Below are 17,695 nucleotides of genomic sequence, written 5' to 3'. Positions count from 1 at the left end.
GGTCAGTAGCCTTCGACCACGATCTGTTGCACCTCGACCCGGTACCCGCCGTCGGCCGAGGGCAGGTCGGTGAACCAGACCATCACATACTGGTGGCTCGCGTCGGGATCGTTCGGCGTGAACACCATGGTCGTGCCACCCTGCTGCGGGTCGCTGATCGGTTGGAAGGACTGGTAGACCTGCTCGTCGCCGGCCGAGCTGTTGCCCGGATCACTGTCGCCGGCCCGCAGCTCCGCGGTGGCGCCGGCGGCGGCCAGCTCCACCGTCACCTCACTGATCGTCTGCGCCTCCCCGAGGTCGATCAGCAGCCCCATGCCGGGCTTGAGGTTGCCGAAGCCGGGGCTGTTGTAGGTGTCGGTGCGCCAGGCGGTGGAGAGATCACCATCGACCAGGGCCTCGACGCCGTCGAGTTCGGTGCGGTCGCCGCTGGGCGGGTCCACGACCCGGATCTGGTCCGGCCCGATCGTCAACGGCTCGGGGGTGGCGGCCTCGTCGCCGGGCTCGCCGGTGGCCGGTGGCGCCGTCGCGGTCGGGTCGCCGCCGCCGGCCGGGTCCTGGTCGGTCGAGGGGGAGCCGGTCACCCAGGCCAGGCCGACCAGCAGGGCCACCACGCCAGCGGCCGCCAGGCCACCCAGGCCCAACAGCAGCCGTCGACCGGACGGTCGGGCCGCGCCGTCCTCGGCCGGGGCGCGGAACCGGATCGGCCCGGTGCTCACATCGGGCTCGGGCTCCGGGGGGAGATCGTGTGGCGCCGGCCCGGGCGCGCCGGGCTGGTCGCCGTACTGGTACCGGTAGTCGGCGGCGCCGTAGAAGCCAGGCAGTGCCGGCCGCCCGGGCTCCGGGGCATACGCCGCGTCCGGGGCGGTGTCGAGCCGGGTCAACTCGGCCGCGACCAGCTCGGCGCTCGGCACCGGCAGCTGCCGGTCGAGCAGATCCATCGTGAGGTTGTCCAGGTGGGCGGGGATCCCGGCGCGTACCTGCCGGGGCGCCGCCAACACCCCGTCGCCGTCCCGCAGCGCATCCGGCAGGCTGGCCGGACCAGCCACTTCGGCGTGTGGCCAGTAGCCGGTGAGCGCGAAGTAGAGCAGCGCCCCGACCGCCCGGATGTCCTCTTCGGATGGTGACCCGCCGTCGGCGTGGGCGTCGGCGAGCACCACCCGCCCGTCCGGGTCGACCAGCACCGTGCCGGGGTGGATGTTGCCGTGGGACATGCCGGCGGTGTGCACTGCCGTCACCGCGTCGGCGCAGGCTCGCGCGACCGCGATCGCGTGCGGCGGGTCGAAGATGCCGGCCGCGATGTGGTCGCGCAGCGACAGCCCTTCCACCCACTCCCGCACTACGTAAGCCCGGGTGTGTTCGTCGATCGCGTCGTAGACGCCGACCAGGTTGGGGTGCACGATCCGGCTGGCGCCCACTGCGGCCTGCAGCATCTGCGCGGAGGCGGCGCCACCGGGGTAGCGGACGACCACCGCGACCGGGCGTCGCAGCACGACATCCATGCCCCGCCAGATCTGCCGGCCCATCCGGTCGGTGTTTATATGTTGGGTCAACTGATACCGCTCGGCGAGGATTTCACCGTCGGTGGGAGCACCGGCCTTGTAACCGGCTCCGCGACCCTCGCCGACCTGGGTCACCCCAACCTCCCCTCGCAGTCGTCGCCACCCGGCGGGCAGACTCGACAGCGGTCATTCTTCCCCAACAGAGTAGGCGGTATGCGTCCGGGACGCCGCCGCCGAGCCGACGATAACTCGGCAGGGTCACGAACACGACACGCCTTTGCGGCGCGCTGTCGACGGAGGGTGGTTTCACCGTCCCCTTGGTGGCGATATCCCGAGATTACTTGAGACATACTAATTTTCTCCGTCTAGGACGCTTTCTCCTGCTTTACTGTCTCTCAGCGGGGGGTGATGGTCAATGTCGGGTATCGCGGGCTACGTGAACATGTTCGGTGATGCCGTCGACGAGGCGACGCTGCGCCGGATGGCGCGCCAGCTCGAACCACGGGGGCCGGCTGGTGAGTCGATCGTCCGGCAGGACCGGGTCGGGCTGGTCCAGCGGCGGCGGACCACCCCGACCTCGCCGCTGCGCGCCGGCGGCGGTCGCTACCTGTGGGTCTACGACGGGGAAGTCTATAACCACACCGAGTTGCGGGCGGCGCTGACCGAGCTCGGGGAGTCGGTGCCGGACGAGCCGGGCGAGGTCCTCTTCGCAAGCTGGCGGCGGTGGGGCGCGGCCGGGCTGGACCGCTGCGACGGCATGTTCGCCATCGCGGTGCTCGACACCGAGACCGGGGAGTTGGTGCTCGCCCGGGACCCCTCCGGCGCCCGTCCGCTGTATCTGGCCGCCGACGACTCCGGCCGAGTCGCCTTCGGCAGCAGCCTCCGGGCCGTCCTCGCCGCCGGGGTGGTGCCCCGCCGCCCAGATAACATCACAGTCTATAGATATATTCGGTACGGAGCGCTCGACGACACCGAGCGGACCTTCTTCGACCGGATCAGCCGGCTGCTCCCGGGTGAGCTGGCGACCATCTCACCCGCCGGGCAGGTACGCCGCGAAACCTACAGCCGGTGCTACGCCGAGCTGGAGCTGCTCGCCGCCGCCCGCCGCCCCTACGACGCCGAGGCCGAGCAGCAGCTGGCGGCGGAGTTGGCGGCGGCCCGCCAGCGGCGCGGCGGTGACGCGGCGGCGAACCTGCCCGAGCTGGCCACCGAGCCGCCCCCGGCCGACGCCGCCCCACCGACCCTGGCCGAGCTGGTGGAGTTCATCCGTACCCAGCACGAACCCGTCGGCTCACCCGCCGCGTACGGCCAGTTTCGGCACCTGGCGGCGGCGCCCGCGCGGGCGGCGGTGCTGCTGGCCGGAGACGCGACCGCCTATCACCCAGGCCCCGGCGTACGCCGGTGGGCGGCGCTCGCCGGCCGCTGGCCGGACCGGTTCGGCCGGTGGCTGCACTGGCACCCCACCACCCCCGCGACCCGCCTGCTCGGGGCCGAGTTCGCCGCCGCCCACGCCGAAGACCCGCCACCGTACGCGGTCGGGGCGCCGCTGGACGGCTCGGCGATGGCCGCCTCGGCGCGCCGGCCGGCGCCGCCGCTGGGGTGGCCCGCCACCTGGCTCCGGCAGCTGCTGCCGCCCGGCGGGCTGGCCCACGAACATCCACCGGCGGTGGTTTTTCAACGCCGGCTGGCGGCGAGTCTGCGCTACGCCGACCGCAACGCCGCCCGGTTCGCCACCACGGTGCGGGCGCCGCTGCTCGATCCGGCGCTACTCCGGTTGTTGTGGAGCCTGGGCCCGATCGCCGGGCCGGTGCGCGGCGCCGCCGAACGCCGAGCCGTGGCTGGCTGGCTGAGCCGGCTGGCTCCGGTGATCGAGCAGGTGTTCACCTCCGGCAGCTTCGTCGGCCGCCGGTACTTCGACCAGCCGGCCGTGCTCGAGGATTACCGCGGGTTCCTGGCGGGCCGGCGCCGGGTCGATCCGTTGCTCTTCTGGCGGCTGGTGAACCTGGAGTTGTGGCTGGCCGAGTGGATCGACCGAGACCCGACCTGGCCGCCGGCGAACACCCAGGTGGAGTACTATCGGTGCGCCGAACCGGCGCCCGGTGAGCCGGTCGCTCTCGACGCGGCGGCCCAGCTCGACGCGGCGGAGTCGACTCAGGAACGGCTCGGCAGCAACTTGCGGCGCACCAGCCCGACCACCTCAGTGACCTCGGAGATCCGCAGCAGCAACGCCAATCCCAGGTAGGTCAGGCAGAGCGCGAGCCCACCTGCGGCGAGCTGGCCGGCGGCGAGCAGCTTGCCCGGCTCGGCCCCGCCCGGCACCGCCCACACCACCAGCCAGCCGACACCGCCCGCCGCGATCGCCGCCACCACGATCTTGACCAGGCTCACCGTCACCCGGCGCAGGCCGAGCGGGCCCAGCCGCCGGCGTAGCAGGTACCCCATGGCGAACACCGCGACCAGATAGGACACAGCGTTGCCGAGCATCATCCCGGCGGCCACCACCGACGCCGAGAACGCCACGAAGACCCCGACCTGCACGCCGATCCGGAGCGCCACCACCCCGATGTTCACCAGCGCCGGGGTACGGGTGTCCGGCATCGCGTAGAACGCGAAGGTGGTGAGCTGACTCAACGAGAACGGGATCAGCGCCGCCCCCGCGATCAGCAACACCGGAGCCATCTCCCGGGCGGCGGCGGCGTCGAACGCGCCGAACTGGAACAGCGTCGCCGAGATCGGCAGCGCCAACACCGCGTACGCGGCGGCGATCGGGGCCAGCACCGCCGACATCATCCGGGCGCCCTTGCCGAGGTCGGCGAGCATGTCCTCGCGCCGGCCGTCGGCCGCGGCCGCGCTCAACCGCGGCATCAGCGCCATGATGATCGAGACCGCGACGATGCCGTGGGCCATCATCATCAACAGGAAGACGTTGTTGAAGATCAGCAGACCGGCGTTGCCCGGCTCCGCAGCCGCCCGGTTCAGCAGGGTCATCATCACCACGACCCCGACCTGGTTGACCGCGACGTAGCAGAACATCCAGCCGCCGAGCCGGCCCAGCTCACCCAGGCCGAGCGCCCGGAAACCGAACCGGAACCGGAACCGGAACCCCACCCGACGCAGCGCCGGCCACAACCCCACCGCCTGTACCACGATGCCCAGCAGGGTGCCGCCACCGATCAGCGCGATCCGGCCGGCGTCCATCTGCGCCGGTGCGATCGGCTCAGCGCCGTAGATCAGCAGGTAGAGCGCGAAAGTGCCGATCACCACCAGGTTGTTCAGGATCGGCGCCCACATCGGCGCCGCGAAGTGGCCCCGGGTGTTGAGCACCGCGGTGAGCAGGCCGGCCATCCCGTAGAAGAAGATCGTCGGCAGGATCAGGTACGACAGCGTGGTGACCAGTGGCTGCTGTTCCGGATCGGCGACCAGCCAGGCGAGCAGCGGGGCGCCGGCCACCGCCAGCGCCGTGGTGACCCCGAGCGCGACCACGGCCAGGGTCACCAACCGTTGGGTGAACGCCTCGCCGCGGTCCGGGTCGGCCTTGCGGGCCCGCACCAGCACCGGCACCAGGACGCTGGTCAGGATCCCGCCGAGCAGCAGCTCGTAGACCATGCCGGGGAAGTACTGCGCGGTGGTGTAGGAGTCGCCCACCAGGGTGCTGCCGAGCGCCGCCGCGATGATCACCACTCGGAGGAAGCCGGTCCCGCGGCTGACCAGGCTGCCGATCGCCATCACCGCGCTGTGCCCGGCGGCGCTGCCCAGCTCCTCGTCGTAGGAGTCGCCGGTGTGGGAGTCCCCGGTTTGGGCGTCCCCGCCGCCGGTCTCGGCGGCCGGCGGTGGTGGCCCGCCGGGGGGACCCGGTGGCGGCGCACCGGGCGGTCCCGGCGGCGGCTCGGGTCGCGACGCGCTCGCGGTGCGGTGCGCGTGGTTGCTGCGGTACAGCCGACCGGACATGCCGAGCAGCCTATCGGCCCCCGCCGGTGCCGCCGCAGCAGTCGCCCGCACTGGACTGCGCTAAGTTGGTGCGGCTATGCCCGATGAACTCACCGCAGCCCAACGCCGCGCCGTCGCCGAGCTGGTCCGGGTCTGGCCGGTCGCCGACGAACTCGCCCGCCGGTTCACCGCCGCCGGCCACCAGCTGTATCTGGTCGGTGGGCCGGTGCGCGACGCGCTGCTCGGGCGGCTCGGCAACGACCTGGACTTCTGCACCGACGCCCACCCGGACCAGACGCTCAAGGCGTTGGAAGGGTGGGCCGAGGCGACCTGGGAGACCGGTCGCGAGTTCGGCACCATCGGCGCCGCCCGGCGCGGCCTCCGGTGCGAGATCACCACCTTCCGGGCCGACGCGTACGACGGGGTCACCCGCAACCCGACGGTGCAGTACGGCACGAGCCTCACCGAGGACCTGCGGCGGCGCGACTTCACCGTCAACGCGATGGCGATATCACTGCCCGACCATCAGTTCACCGACCCGTACGGCGGCCTCGGCGACCTCGCCCAGCGGCTGCTGCGTACGCCCGGTACGCCGGAGGAGTCGTTCGGCGACGATCCGCTCCGGATGCTGCGGGCCGCCCGGTTCGTCTCGCAGCTCGGCTTCTCGGTCGACCCGCCGGTGCGGTCGGCGCTGCGCGACCTCGCCGGCGACCTGCGCCGGATCACCGCCGAACGGATCCGGGACGAGCTGACCAAGCTGCTCTGCGGCGACGACCCGGTCGCTGGGCTGCGGCTGCTGGTCGACACCGGCCTGGCCGACCAGTGCCTGCCGGAGCTGGCCGGGCTCCGGCTGGAGATCGACGAGCACGCGCAACACAAGGATGTCTACGAGCACACGTTGACCGTGGTCCGCAACGCCGTCTCGTATGAGGAGGACGGCCCGGACTTCATCCTGCGGATGGCGGCGCTCATGCACGATGTGGGCAAGCCAGCCACCAAGGCGGTCGGGCCCGACGGGCGGGTCAGCTTCCACCATCATGAGATCGTCGGCGCCCGGATGACCCGGGCCCGGATGAAGGCCCTGCGGTTCCCGAAGGATGTCACCGCGGCGGTCTCCAAGCTGGTCGCGCTGCATCTGCGCTTCTACGGTTACGGCCGCGGCGAATGGACCGACTCGGCGGTGCGCCGGTACGTCACCGACGCTGGTGACCTGCTACCTCGACTGCACAAGTTGACCCGCTCCGACTGCACCACCCGGAACCGCCGAAAGGCCGCCGGGTTGGCGGCCGACTACGACGCGTTGGAGGAGCGGATCGCGCGGCTGCAGGCCGAAGAGGATCTGGCCAAGGTCCGGCCGGACCTGGACGGCAACGCCATCATGGAGCTGCTCGGCATCCCGCCGGGGCCGGCGGTGGGCAAGGCCTGGCAGCACCTCAAAGAGCTGCGGCTGGAGCATGGCCCGCTGGCCCGGGACGAGGCCGAGGCGGAGCTGCTCGCCTGGGCGCGCCGGGAAGGGCTGACCCCGCCGGCCGGCCCGGCGGGCGAGTGAGCGCCGGCGGCACAGCCTGATCGATAGTGGTCAGGCCCGGTTAAGGTCGTGGCCATGCAGTCGCAACGGTGGGCGTGGACATACCGATACGCCGTGCCGATGTTCGTGACCGCGCTGATCGCGGTGTTGCTCACCAGTTCGGCGCTGGTCGCCGTCCTGGTCTTCGAACGCAGCGGCGCGGCGGTGGCCGGCGAAGAGTGTCTGGTCGGCAGTTGGCGCACAGTGTCGCAGCAAGAAGCGGTGCCGCTCACCGAGCAGCGGTTGGAGCTGGTCGGCGACGGCCCGGTGGTGGAGTACCGGGCCGACGGCACCGGCATCTCCGACCACGGCTCCGGCACCCGGCAAGCGGGCGGCCAGGTGGTGCTGGAGATGCGCGGTCACGTCGAGTTCGAATACGAAGCTGTCGACGGGACCTTCCGGTATCTGAGCCAGACGGCGGATGGCGGTGCCACGATCACCGTCAGCGGCATCCCGCTAGAGCAGCCGTTGCGGTACGTGGACGAACCCTTCGCTTATCAGTGCGAGGGTGACACGCTCGAGTTCACGCACGAGGACCGGGATTATCGCGCCGAGCTGGCGCGCGCCGGCCCCTGACCGGCAGGCTACTCCGTGCCCGCCCGGCCGATCCGGGTCGGCTACCGTCGCATGATGCAGTCGCAGCGGTGGGCGTGGACACATCGACACGCGGTGCCGATGTTCGTCGCCTCGGTGGTGGCGGTGATCATCAGCGGTGGGGCGTTCACGGCGATCGTGGTGGTCGACCGGGACACCGGCGCATCCCCGCACCTCGATGGTCAAACCGGCGGGGACCCGACCGGCGCAGCCACCGACCCGGTCGGCGGGCTCGGCGACGGCCCGGTGACCGGAGCTCCCGGCGCGGTTGGTGACGAGGCCGAGTGCCTCGTCGGATCGTGGCGGGCGGTGTCCGTCACCCAGGGGTCGGCGGGCGGGATCGCCTCGCTGCTCGACGGGCAGATGGTGCTGGTGGGTGAGGGGCCGGTCTTCGACTTCCACGCTGACGGCACCGGTCGCGCCGACTACGGCGACGCCACCATCTTCGAGGCCCAGACGCTGGGGGACACGGTCGAGATGGCGGTTCAGGGCCAGATCGAGTTCGGCTTTCAGGCCGCCGACGGGCAGTTCCGGCTGGTGGACCCCAGCTCGAACGCGACGGCGACGATGCCGCTGGTCGGCAGCTTCCCGTACCAGTTGGACACCGATCCGGTCTCGTTCACCTGCGACGGGCAGGTCGCGGAGTTCAGCGACGAGGACCGGCAGTACGCCGCCCGGTACGAACGCCTCAACTGACCAGTGAGGGCGCGGCCGATCGCGCCGGCCGCGCCCCCTATCTGGTCATGACCTGACGGCTCTACTCGGAGATCGCCTGCTGCTTCGACTCCGGCTGGTCGTGGTTGTTGCCGCCGGCCGCCCGCTCGCCGAGCCGGCTCAACAGGCCGGCCAGGTCCACCCCGGTCAGGTCGGAGCCGAGCTGCAGCCCTTGCGAGACGTTGGTCGCCACCGACTTGGTGAGCGACGTCGCCCCGTCGGTGGAGATGACGGTCATCTTGTCGATCGCCTTCATCGGCTCCGACGCGGCGCCCACCACATCCGGCAGCACCCGCACCAACAGGTCGAGCACGGCCGCTTCGCCGTAGTTCTCGAACGCCTCGGCCTTGAGCCGCATCGCCTCGGCCTCGGCCCGGCCCTTGGCCAGGATCGCTTCGGCCTCCGCCTTACCCTCCAACTCGACCGCTTCGGCGATCGCCGAGCGGCGCTGCTGCTCCGCCTCACCTTCCTTGGCGCCTTCGACCGCGGCGGCTTCGGCGAGCGCGGAGCGGTGCGCCTTCTCACCCTCACCGGTCAGTCGGGCCCGCTCGGCTTCGGCCTGGGCGGCGGCGATGGTCGACTGCCGGGCGGCGTCCGCCCGGAAAACGTCGGCGTTGCGGGCGCCCTCGGCCTCCTGCTCCACCCGGTACCGCGCCGCGTCGGCGGGCTTACGGATCTCGGTGTCGAGTTCCCGGTCCTTCAGCTCGGCCTGCCGCTGCGCCACCTTGTGCTGCTCGGTCAGGATCGCCTGGTCACGCTCGGCCTTGGCGAGCGGCCCGGCGGCGTCCGACTGGGCCTTGGCGGCGTCGATCTCGGCCTGGATGGCGGTGCGCTTGATCTCCAGGTTGCGCTCGGACTCGGCGATCGACTCCTCGGCGATCAACCGCTCCCGCTCCGCGGCCTGCCGGGCCTGGGCCTCGGCGATCGCCGCGTCCTTGAGTACCCGAGCCGCCTCCGGCCGGCCCAGATCGTCCAGGTAGGAGCCTTCGGCGAAGATGTCCTGCAACTGGAAGGTGTCGAGCACCAGACCCTGGTTGGTCATCGAGTGTTCGGCCTCTTCGGCCACGGCTGAGGCGAACGCCGCCCGGTCCCGGATGATCTCCTCGACGGTGAGCCGGCCGACGATCGAGCGCAGCGCGCCAGCGAGCACTTCCCGGGTGAACTGGTCGATCTCCGCCTGCTGGTGCAGGAACCGCTGGGCGGCGGCGCGGATCGCGGTCTCGGATCCGCCGACCTTGACGATCGCCACGCCCTGGAGATTGGTCCGGATGCCCTGCTTGCTCACCGCACCGTTGATCTCGACCCGGATGCCGCGGCTGGACAGGTCGAGAGTATGCAGCTTCTGGACCACCGGCAGCACGAACACCGAGGCGCCCATGACCACCTTCTGACCGGAGAGGTCACGGATCCGGGTGCCGTCGGCGGCGCTGGTGGTGCGGCCCTTGCGCCCGGTGACGATGAACGCCTCGTTCGGCCCGGCGACCTTTATCCGGGAGATGACGAAGACGATGAGGAGGAAGACCAGCAGCACGCTGCCGCCGATCGCGATTACGAGAGGTTCCATGCTTTCCTTAAGGTCAGGTGCGGGTGGGACGGAGCCGGCCACCGCACGGCAGCGCGGTGGCCGGGTGACTCGCTCAGGGAATGGTCTGCGTCGGCAACGGTTCGACGAAGACGCTGGTCTCGCTGCGGGCCGAGATGACGAAGACCTCTGCCCCCAACGGGACGGCGGTGTCGGCGGTGGCGCTGAACTTGACCGGCTGTCCGCCGAGCATGAGCCGGACTTCGCCGTACCCCTCGAGCGGGATCGGTGTGATCACGACGGCGAGCATGCCGGGCAGGTCGTCGGTGGTGGGCGTGGCGTCGGTGGCCATGTGTTGCGCCGCCCGGGTCAACCGCAGGGTCAGCCAGCCGGCCGGGATCGCCGCGACGACCCCGATGCCACCGGCGGCCAGCAGCGCAGGGAGGGGCCGCTGGTCGAGTGACGCGCTGGCGATCGCCGCGGCGAAGCCGAAGGCGCCCAGCCCGGCGGCGACCACCTCGACCGGCACGAAGCCTTCGATGTCGAGCAGTTCGACGCCGAGTAGACCCAGCGCCAGCAACAGCACGCCCACGCCACCGATGATCAGGAAGAGCACGGTCATCGCAGCCATCGCCACCCTCCCCTCTCTACACTCCCGTGAGCCGAGGATAGCCCTCGGCCGCCACCCGGGCCGCCCCCGCGCCGCTACCCGGGCCCCCACACGCCGTCCGCGCGTCGTCCACACGCCGCCCCCGCGCCGCCCGCGCGTCGTCCGCGCGTCGTCCGTGCGCCGCCGCCGACGCTGCGGACATTTCGGACTTGGTTGGCTGGGGAGGGATCTTGCGTCCGGTTATGTCCGACATTCCGGCATGCAAGATCCCTCCCCAGCCAACCAAGAAGCACAGCTCAACGGTGGGGTTAGCCCCCGATGACCCAGGTGATCATGCGGAAGACGCCGATCGCGGCGAGTATGCCGACCACCCCAAGCGCGATCATGACGAAAAGGCAGGGGATCGCGGCGGTGCGGCTACGGGAGGGCGACGAGAGTGGCCCATCGTAGGTGCTCGGCGGGCCGGCTGCAGCCGCCTCCTCAGTCAGCGCGGTCAGCCGCTCGCGAGCACCCGCGTCCGGCAGCGCACTAATTGGACTGTCCCAGCGCAGCAGCCGGAGCCGGAGCCACGGGTCAGGATTGGCCCGCTCGAACGCGGCGCGCTCCTCGTCGGTGACGTCGTCGAGCAGGAACGCCCATCGACCGGCCTCGACGAGGTTGCCGGTCTGCCGGTAGACGGTGGTGAGCAGATGGCGAAGCTCAAGGTCCTCGGGCTGGATCGCGACGAGGGTCCGGAGCCGTTGCGTCGCGGTGTAGGTGTGGCCGAGCGCAAGGTCCTGTTTGACCCGTGCGAGCACGTCCGCTTTTGCCACGCTCCGATCATCGGTGAGAATGGGTGTCCATCGCCACCCGTACTACCGGCAACCAGATAACAAAACGGTAACGCTCCCTATCGGAGGGTTGCGCTACGTCAGCCGATCAACCACTCCACGACAGTGGCCAACCCGAGTACGGCGAACGGGGTACCCGCCACCGACGCGGCGGTCAGTGCCCGGCGATGCCGACGAGGCAGCGGCGACCAGCGGGCGGCCAGTCGACGCCAACGATCCGCGAGCCCCGGCGCCGGCGCGGACTCCGCCCCGGCCACCGGTCGGTCCGGCCGCTTTGCCGTCGCGGGTGGGTCCGGCCGCTCGACCGTCGCCGTCGCCGTTGCGCTCGCTGTCGGTTTCGCTGTCGCGTTCGCCGTCGACGAGTCGGGTGGCGCCGTCGCTACCAGTTGGCCGGCGCGTCCGGCCACGACTGGTCGACCCGGTCGCTCAGCCTCTGCCGCGGCGATCAGTTTGGTGAGCCGGCGCCGCGCGTACGCCGTGGCTGCTTCACTGGCCCGGTAGGGCCAGCGCACCTGCCGCAACCGCACCGCCGCCGAGGGGAACGCCCGCTCGAAGGCGTGGGTGTCGCGGGAGTCGGCACCGATGGTGAGGTAGTCCCATCGCCCGGCCTGGATCCGGTTGCCCACCCGGCGGTGGACCGCGGCGAGCCGGCGCCGAAGGTCCAAATCGTTCGGGTACGCTGCCACGAGACTGCTTAGCCGCTGGATAGCGGGGTGGGTGGAGCCACGGGCCAGGTCGGCGGCCACCCGGTCAAGGACGTATGTCTTGCCCATGCCCTCACTATGAGTCTGCGCGGCGACGGAGTCCAGCCCTCGCGTCGATTCCCTCACTCGGCGTGATGGCCGACCCTGGCATCATCCGTTGTGATGAACCGTCCCCGGTCAGCGGCTTGTGATCATGCGAGCGGCCGCAGTTACCGTGACGGCCATCACTTCCCTCGGCGTGCCCTCTTTGATCACAAGCCGCTGATACCCCAGTCACTCTCCGCGGATGAACGCCTCGACTGCGGCGTGCGCCTCATAGTCGAAGAACTGCTTCGGGGGGGACTTCATGAAGTAGGCGGAGGCCGAGAGCACCGGTCCGCCGAGCCCGCGGTCCTTCGCGATCCGGGCCGCCCGCAGCGCGTCGATGATCACGCCGGCGGAGTTCGGGGAGTCCCAGACCTCAAGCTTCAGCTCGGCGTTGAGCGGGACATCGCCGAAGGTGCGCCCCTCCAGCCGGATGTAGGCCCACTTCCGGTCGTCCAACCACGGCACGTGGTCGGCCGGCCCGATGTGCACATCGTGGGCGTTCATCTCGTGCGGCACCTGCGAGGTCACCGACTGGGTCTTGGAGACCTTCTTGGAGACCAGTCGAGTGCGCTCCAGCATGTTCATGAAGTCCATGTTGCCGCCGAAGTTCAGCTGATAGGTGCGCAGCAGCTCGACGCCGCGGTCCTCGAACAGCTTCGCCAGCTGCCGGTGCACGATGGTCGCGCCGACCTGGGACTTGATGTCGTCGCCGACGATCGGCAGCCCGGCGGCCTCGAACTTCGCCGCCCACGCCGGGTCGGAGGCGATGAAGACCGGCAGCGCGTTGACGAAGGCGCAGCCGGCGTCGATCGCCGCCTGGGCGTAGAACTTGGCGGCGTCCTCCGAGCCGACCGGCAGGTAGCAGACCACCACGTCGGCCTGGGCGGCGCGTAGCACCTCGGCGACATCGACCGGGGCGTCGTCCGCCTCGTCGATGACCTCCTGGTAGTACTGCCCCAGCCCGTCCATGGTCGGCCCACGCACCACGCTGACGCCGGTGGGCGGGACGTCAGCGAACTTGATGGTGTTGTTCTCGCTGGCGACGATCGCCTCCGCGAGGTCCCGGCCAACCTTCTTGGCGTCGACGTCGAACGCGGCGACGAACTCGATGTCCGAGACGTGGTAGTCGCCGAACTGGACGTGCATCAGCCCAGGTACGCGGTCGGTGGGGTTAGCGTTGCGGTAATAGTGGACGCCCTGCACCAGGGACGAGGCGCAGTTGCCAACGCCAACGATGGCGACGCGGATCGGGCCCATTGCGGGTCCTCCCTTTCTGGTTGGTCAGTGCCCCAGGAAATCCTGTGGCGGGTTGGCTTGTGGAGCTCCCGACGTGCCGGGGCTGGGTTCGTCCCGGTGCGCCTGGGGTGGCCGGCCGGAGCGCTCATTGGCGATCAGCTCCTCCAGCCAACGGACCTCGCGCTCACATGCCTCCAGGCCGTGGCGCTGCAACTCAAGGGTGTACGCGTCGAGCCGCTCGGCGGCGCGGCCGAGCACGTCGCGCAGTCCTTCCCGACGCTCTTCGATCTTGCGGCGGCGGCCTTCGAGGATCCGCAACCGAGTGGCCCGGTCGGTCCGGGCGAAGAAGGCGAAGTGCACCCCGAAGCCGGCGTCGTCCCAGGTCTCGGGGCCGGCTTGGGCGAGCAGATCGTCGAAACGCTCTTTGCCCTCCGCGGTGATCTTGTAGACGATGCGACCCCGGCGGCTGGTTAGCGGCGGCACGGCGTCGTCGGTGGCCGGGGTCTCCCCCGATTCAGCGATCAGCCCGGTGGTTTTCATCCGGCGCAGCGTGGGGTAAAGAGTGCCGTAGCTGATCGCGGCCCGGATCGCCCCGAGCTTGGTGGCCAGCTGCTTGCGCAGCTCGTAGCCGTGCATGGGGCCCTCATGGAGGAGGCCGAGGACGGCAAACTCCAGCGTCGCCATGCCGTAACCTCCTTCCGGGGTGTCGCTCGATCTACCGAACCGATGTAGCGACCCGACGTGTCGAGCCGATGTATCGAAACGATACATCGGCTGGCGTGGCGATGGCAAGCGTGCTGGCGTGGGAGCCCCGTGCTGCGTACGCTTCTGCGCATGCGTACGCAGCGGCAGCTGGTCGATTACTCGCTTCGCCGGCGAGCGCTGCTGCGTGATGTCTACGCCGGCCTGGTCTCGACCTACGAGGTGTGTGACGCCTCGCCGTACCTCAAGAACGCCGCGAAATACCACGGCGACCCGATCGACGCGCGATGCCCGATCTGCCGCCGGGAGAACCTCACGCTCGTCCATTACGTATATGGAGATGAGCTGCGTCACGCGGCCGGCCAGGCCCGTCCCCGGGCGGATCTACCGGCGCTGGCGGCGCGGCTGCGCGAGTTCCAGGTGTACGTGGTGGAGGTGTGTCGGGGCTGTGACTGGAATCTACTCGTCGAACAGTTTGTGCTGGGTAGTGCGGTGCAACCGGTGACCGAACCAGCGGGACAGGCGGTGTCCACGCGACCGAGACGGAGTGCGCGGGCATGAGATGCTGGGGTGGCGTAGGTCACGTCTGTCCACTGGTGGGTCGTAAATCCGTCGGAGCGAGGGCATGGTGTAAGTGATGAGTTCGTACGACCACCCCCAGTCGTATCGCCGCACCGGTGGCTCCGGTGCGGCTTATGACGACGCGTACGACGAGTACGGGCAGTATCAGGACGCATACACCGCCGATTCCTACGGCGCCGACCCGTACCCGGCCGACTCCTATTCACGAGACCCGTACGCTCGCGATTCGTATCAGCCGGAGGCCCACCAGGGGCGGGGCGGCCGCCCCCAGGGCGCGGCGTCGCGCGACGAGTACGCCCGCGACCCCTACCCGTCCGGTGGCTACTCGCGAGGCGGTCAGCGGCACGACGACTACGAACCGACCGGCAGCGGCCGGGTCGTCTCCGGCCAGCCGGCTGGCCGCGCCTCGGTCGCCCGGGCGGCGGCGCCGGTCAGCGCCGGCTCGGCCGGCCGCGCCAGCGTGCCAGTGCCGACGCAGCCGGCCGCGCCCGACATCGACCACGACGATCCGCACCGCCCCCGGTATGACTGGTCCGGCGGCGCCGCCGCCGGTGCGGCGGCCGCGCCCACCGCGCCCGCCGCCGGTCGGGCGGTGGCGGGTCGCGCCACCGTTCCGGTCTCCCCCGGCGCCGGCCCGGCCGCGCCGGGTAGTCCCGCCGGCCGCGCGAGCGTCCGCCCGAGCGGCCCGGCGGGAGGTGGCCCAAGCAAGCCCGGCGCCGGCGCCGGTGACGGCGAGCCGAAGCCGCCACGGAAGAAGAAAAAGCGGCACTGGCTGCGCAACTCCGCGCTGACCGCGCTCGCGGTGCTGGTGATCATCTCCGGCGGCGGGATGGTGGCGCTCAGCTACTACGTCGAGTCGGTCCCGCCCCCCGAGGATTTCGACCTCGAAGAGGCCAGCACGATCTTCTACGCCGACAACAGCGAGATGGCCGTCATGCAAGAGGTCAACCGCGAGATCATCGACACCAAGGTGCCGGAGCTGCAGATCGTCCGGGACGCGGTGGTCGCCGCCGAGGACAACGACTTCTTCGACCACAGCGGCGTCGACTTCATGGGGATCATGCGGGCCGCCGTGAACAACATGCGTGGCGGTCCCCGGCAGGGCGCCTCCACCATCGACCAGCAGTACGTCGGCGTGGCCGCGGACATCCGCAGCGACGCCAGCTACAGCCGGAAGATGGAAGAGGCCGCCATGGCCTACAAGATGAACCAGGACTACTCCAAGCTGGAGATCCTCGACTTCTACCTCAACACCATCTACTTCGGGCGCGGCGCCTACGGCATCCAGGCCGCCGCCCAGTCCTACTTCGGTAAGGAAGCGCAGGAGCTGGACGCCAGCGAGGCGGCGGTGCTCGCCGGTGTGATCAGGCTGCCGGACGACCAGAGCGGCCTCTCCCCGTACGACCCCCGGCACAGCCCGGACGACCAGCAGATCGCCATCGACCGGTGGAATTACGTCATGGGTCAGATGGTGGCGACCGGCGTGCTCACCCCGGAGGAGCGGGCCGAGTTCACCGAGCTGCCGGAGGCGATCAACCCGGACAGCATCTCCGACTGGCACGAGGGCCCGCAGGGCAACATCGTCCGGCAGGTCCGGCGTGAGCTCGAGGCGATGGGGATCGAAGACCTCACCACCGGCGGCTACCGGATCACCACCACCATCGACCCGGCCGTCCAGGAGGCCGCGCTCGACGCGGTCCGCCGGCAGAACGACGCCGCCCACTGGGAGGACCTGCCGGAGAACGTCGACGCCGCGATGGTCGCGGTCAACCCGGAAGACGGGGCGGTGCTCGCCTACTACGGCGGCGAGGACGGCACCGCGTTCGACATGGCCGGCAAGAACTGGAACGAGGCCGAGCAGCGCTGGGAGGGCGGCCGGCCCCCCGGCTCCACATTCAAGATCTACACCCTGCTGGCGGCGATTCGCGAGGGCGTCTCGGTGGATTCGCACTGGCGGACCTCGGAGTACGATCCCGGCTTTGGCCGGCCGATCGAGAACGCCGGTCGGGACGCCCGGGAGACTGGCTGCGACGGCATCGCCCCGGACTACTGCACCTTGGCGTGGTCCACGGTCGAGTCCTTCAACGTGCCCTTCTTCCACTTCGCGGAGGCTGTCCCGAATGGCGAAGGCCCGGCTCGCATCCTGGAGGCTGCCCGCGACTCCGGCATCCAGCTGATCACGGGCACGTCCAATGACGGCGATGCCTTCCGGGCGGACCCCCGGGACCTCACCGAGATCGAGGACCTGAGCAGCCTGGGCCGCGAACCCTTCGACTACCACGTCTCTTTCGGCATGTACCCGGTCACCGTCCTGGATCACGCTAGCGGCGTCGCGACTCTGGCCAACAGCGGCATCTACAACGAGCCGCACTTCGTGGCTAAGGTCGAGCAGCGGATCGACGGCGAGTGGCAGACAGTTGAGTCCGCTCGGATCAATGGCCAGCAACGGATTGAGCCGGCACACGCGGACGCGGTGACCGGCGTGCTCACCGAGGTGCCCGGTTCGACCGGGGTGCCGCTCGACAATGGCCGGATCGCGGCTGCCAAGACCGGCACCTGGGAGCACGACAACGGTGGCAACGCCGACGCCTGGATGGTCGGCTACACCCCGCAGATCGCCGCCGCGGTCTGGGTCGGTGACGCCAAGGGCGATCCGATTCTGGACCAGTTCGGCAACAACATCGGCAGCTCCGGCCTGCCATCGCAGATCTGGAAGCAGTTCATGGACGCTGCCCACGCCGCGAAGGAGCTCCAGAACGCGGAGTTCCCCCAACCCTTGCCGGTCGGCGACCCGAACCACCAGTTCGCCAACGGTGAGCAGCCGCAGCAGGAGACCCGGGAGCCGGGCGACCCGCGGTGCCGCTTGCCCCACGTCAGCTGCCCGGAGCCCGATGACGACGAGGACCGCGGCGACGACAACGGCGACCCCGGCAACGGTGACGACAACGGCGACGAAAACGGCGGTGGTGGCAACATAGGTGTGCCACAGCCACCGCCACCCGGCTTCCCTGGTGACGAAGGAGACGACGGCGAACGGCAAGATCAGGGTTGACCGAGTCGGGCGATCTGGGGGGAGAGAGTGCTCCCAGGTCGCCCCGGCTTCGGTGCACGTGAGCCTGCC

The 17,695-nt window shown here is 70.5% G+C and carries 14 protein-coding genes; 6 read left to right on the top strand and 8 right to left on the bottom strand.

Annotated elements, in window-relative coordinates; all coding sequences use genetic code 11:
• Positions 1-2 precede the first annotated feature (2 nt).
• Positions 3-1,634, bottom strand: coding sequence for a protein kinase family protein (locus tag JQS43_RS25885; RefSeq protein WP_239676969.1), 1,632 nt, complete (start codon positions 1,632-1,634; stop codon positions 3-5).
• A 280-nt stretch (positions 1,635-1,914) separates the two neighbouring features.
• On the opposite strand from JQS43_RS25885, the gene JQS43_RS25880 reads away from it, so the two are divergent.
• Complete coding sequence (locus tag JQS43_RS25880; protein WP_239676968.1) at positions 1,915-3,741, top strand: class II glutamine amidotransferase domain-containing protein; 1,827 nt, start codon at positions 1,915-1,917, stop codon at positions 3,739-3,741.
• On the opposite strand, the gene murJ is transcribed toward JQS43_RS25880, so the two are convergent.
• Positions 3,651-5,447, bottom strand: a complete 1,797-nt coding sequence (gene murJ / locus JQS43_RS25875; RefSeq protein ID WP_239676967.1) for a murein biosynthesis integral membrane protein MurJ — start codon at positions 5,445-5,447, stop codon at positions 3,651-3,653. The two genes, JQS43_RS25880 and murJ, sit on opposite strands and share 91 nt — an antisense overlap.
• 76 nt (positions 5,448-5,523) lie before the next feature.
• Between murJ and JQS43_RS25870 the strand changes: the two genes are divergently transcribed.
• From JQS43_RS25870 to JQS43_RS25860, 3 genes are read left to right on the top strand one after another with little or no spacing between them, the layout of a single operon-like run.
• A complete protein-coding gene (locus JQS43_RS25870; RefSeq protein ID WP_239676966.1) occupies positions 5,524-6,975 on the top strand; it encodes a CCA tRNA nucleotidyltransferase in 1,452 nt (483 codons plus the stop codon).
• Positions 6,976-7,029: 54 nt separating this feature from the next.
• Complete coding sequence (locus JQS43_RS25865) at positions 7,030-7,569, top strand: hypothetical protein (protein WP_239676965.1); 540 nt, start codon at positions 7,030-7,032, stop codon at positions 7,567-7,569.
• Between the two features lie 54 nt (positions 7,570-7,623).
• Positions 7,624-8,283: a hypothetical protein gene (locus tag JQS43_RS25860; RefSeq protein WP_239676964.1), complete on the top strand. Its 660-nt coding sequence runs from the start codon at positions 7,624-7,626 to the stop codon at positions 8,281-8,283.
• A gap of 61 nt (positions 8,284-8,344) precedes the next feature.
• Here JQS43_RS25860 and JQS43_RS25855 read toward each other — a convergent pair whose 3' ends face one another.
• From JQS43_RS25855 to JQS43_RS25830, 6 genes are all read right to left on the bottom strand, one after another.
• On the bottom strand, positions 8,345-9,865 hold the full coding sequence (locus JQS43_RS25855; protein WP_239676963.1) for a flotillin family protein: 1,521 nt from the start codon (positions 9,863-9,865) through the stop codon (positions 8,345-8,347).
• 73 nt (positions 9,866-9,938) lie between these two features.
• Positions 9,939-10,454 carry a hypothetical protein gene (locus JQS43_RS25850; RefSeq protein ID WP_239676962.1) on the bottom strand — a complete coding sequence of 172 codons (516 nt, stop codon included), beginning with the start codon at positions 10,452-10,454 and terminating at the stop codon, positions 9,939-9,941.
• 287 nt (positions 10,455-10,741) lie between these two features.
• The gene (locus JQS43_RS25845; protein WP_239676961.1) at positions 10,742-11,245 is read right to left on the bottom strand and encodes a DUF6584 family protein; all 504 of its coding nucleotides are present in this window, start codon (positions 11,243-11,245) and stop codon (positions 10,742-10,744) included.
• Positions 11,246-11,343: 98 nt separating this feature from the next.
• Complete coding sequence (locus JQS43_RS25840) at positions 11,344-12,036, bottom strand: DUF6584 family protein (protein WP_239676960.1); 693 nt, start codon at positions 12,034-12,036, stop codon at positions 11,344-11,346.
• Between the two features lie 204 nt (positions 12,037-12,240).
• Positions 12,241-13,311 carry an inositol-3-phosphate synthase gene (locus tag JQS43_RS25835; protein WP_239676959.1) on the bottom strand — a complete coding sequence of 357 codons (1,071 nt, stop codon included), beginning with the start codon at positions 13,309-13,311 and terminating at the stop codon, positions 12,241-12,243.
• Positions 13,312-13,335: 24 nt separating this feature from the next.
• Entirely contained in the window at positions 13,336-13,974 is a 639-nt protein-coding gene (locus JQS43_RS25830) for a PadR family transcriptional regulator (protein WP_239676958.1), read from the bottom strand.
• A gap of 150 nt (positions 13,975-14,124) precedes the next feature.
• Between JQS43_RS25830 and JQS43_RS25825 the strand changes: the two genes are divergently transcribed.
• On the top strand, positions 14,125-14,553 hold the full coding sequence (locus JQS43_RS25825) for a DUF5318 family protein (RefSeq protein WP_239676957.1): 429 nt from the start codon (positions 14,125-14,127) through the stop codon (positions 14,551-14,553).
• A 76-nt stretch (positions 14,554-14,629) separates the two neighbouring features.
• Positions 14,630-17,626 (top strand): transglycosylase domain-containing protein, encoded by a 2,997-nt coding sequence (locus JQS43_RS25820; RefSeq protein ID WP_239676956.1) that lies wholly within the window; start codon positions 14,630-14,632, stop codon positions 17,624-17,626.
• The last annotated feature ends 69 nt before the right edge of the window (positions 17,627-17,695 follow it).

It is taken from the genome of Natronosporangium hydrolyticum, assembly GCF_016925615.1.
GTDB classification, from domain to species: Bacteria; Actinomycetota; Actinomycetes; order Mycobacteriales; family Micromonosporaceae; genus Natronosporangium; species Natronosporangium hydrolyticum.
The sequence above is the reverse complement of the archived record's forward strand: the minus strand, read 5'-3'. Positions and strand labels throughout refer to the sequence as shown.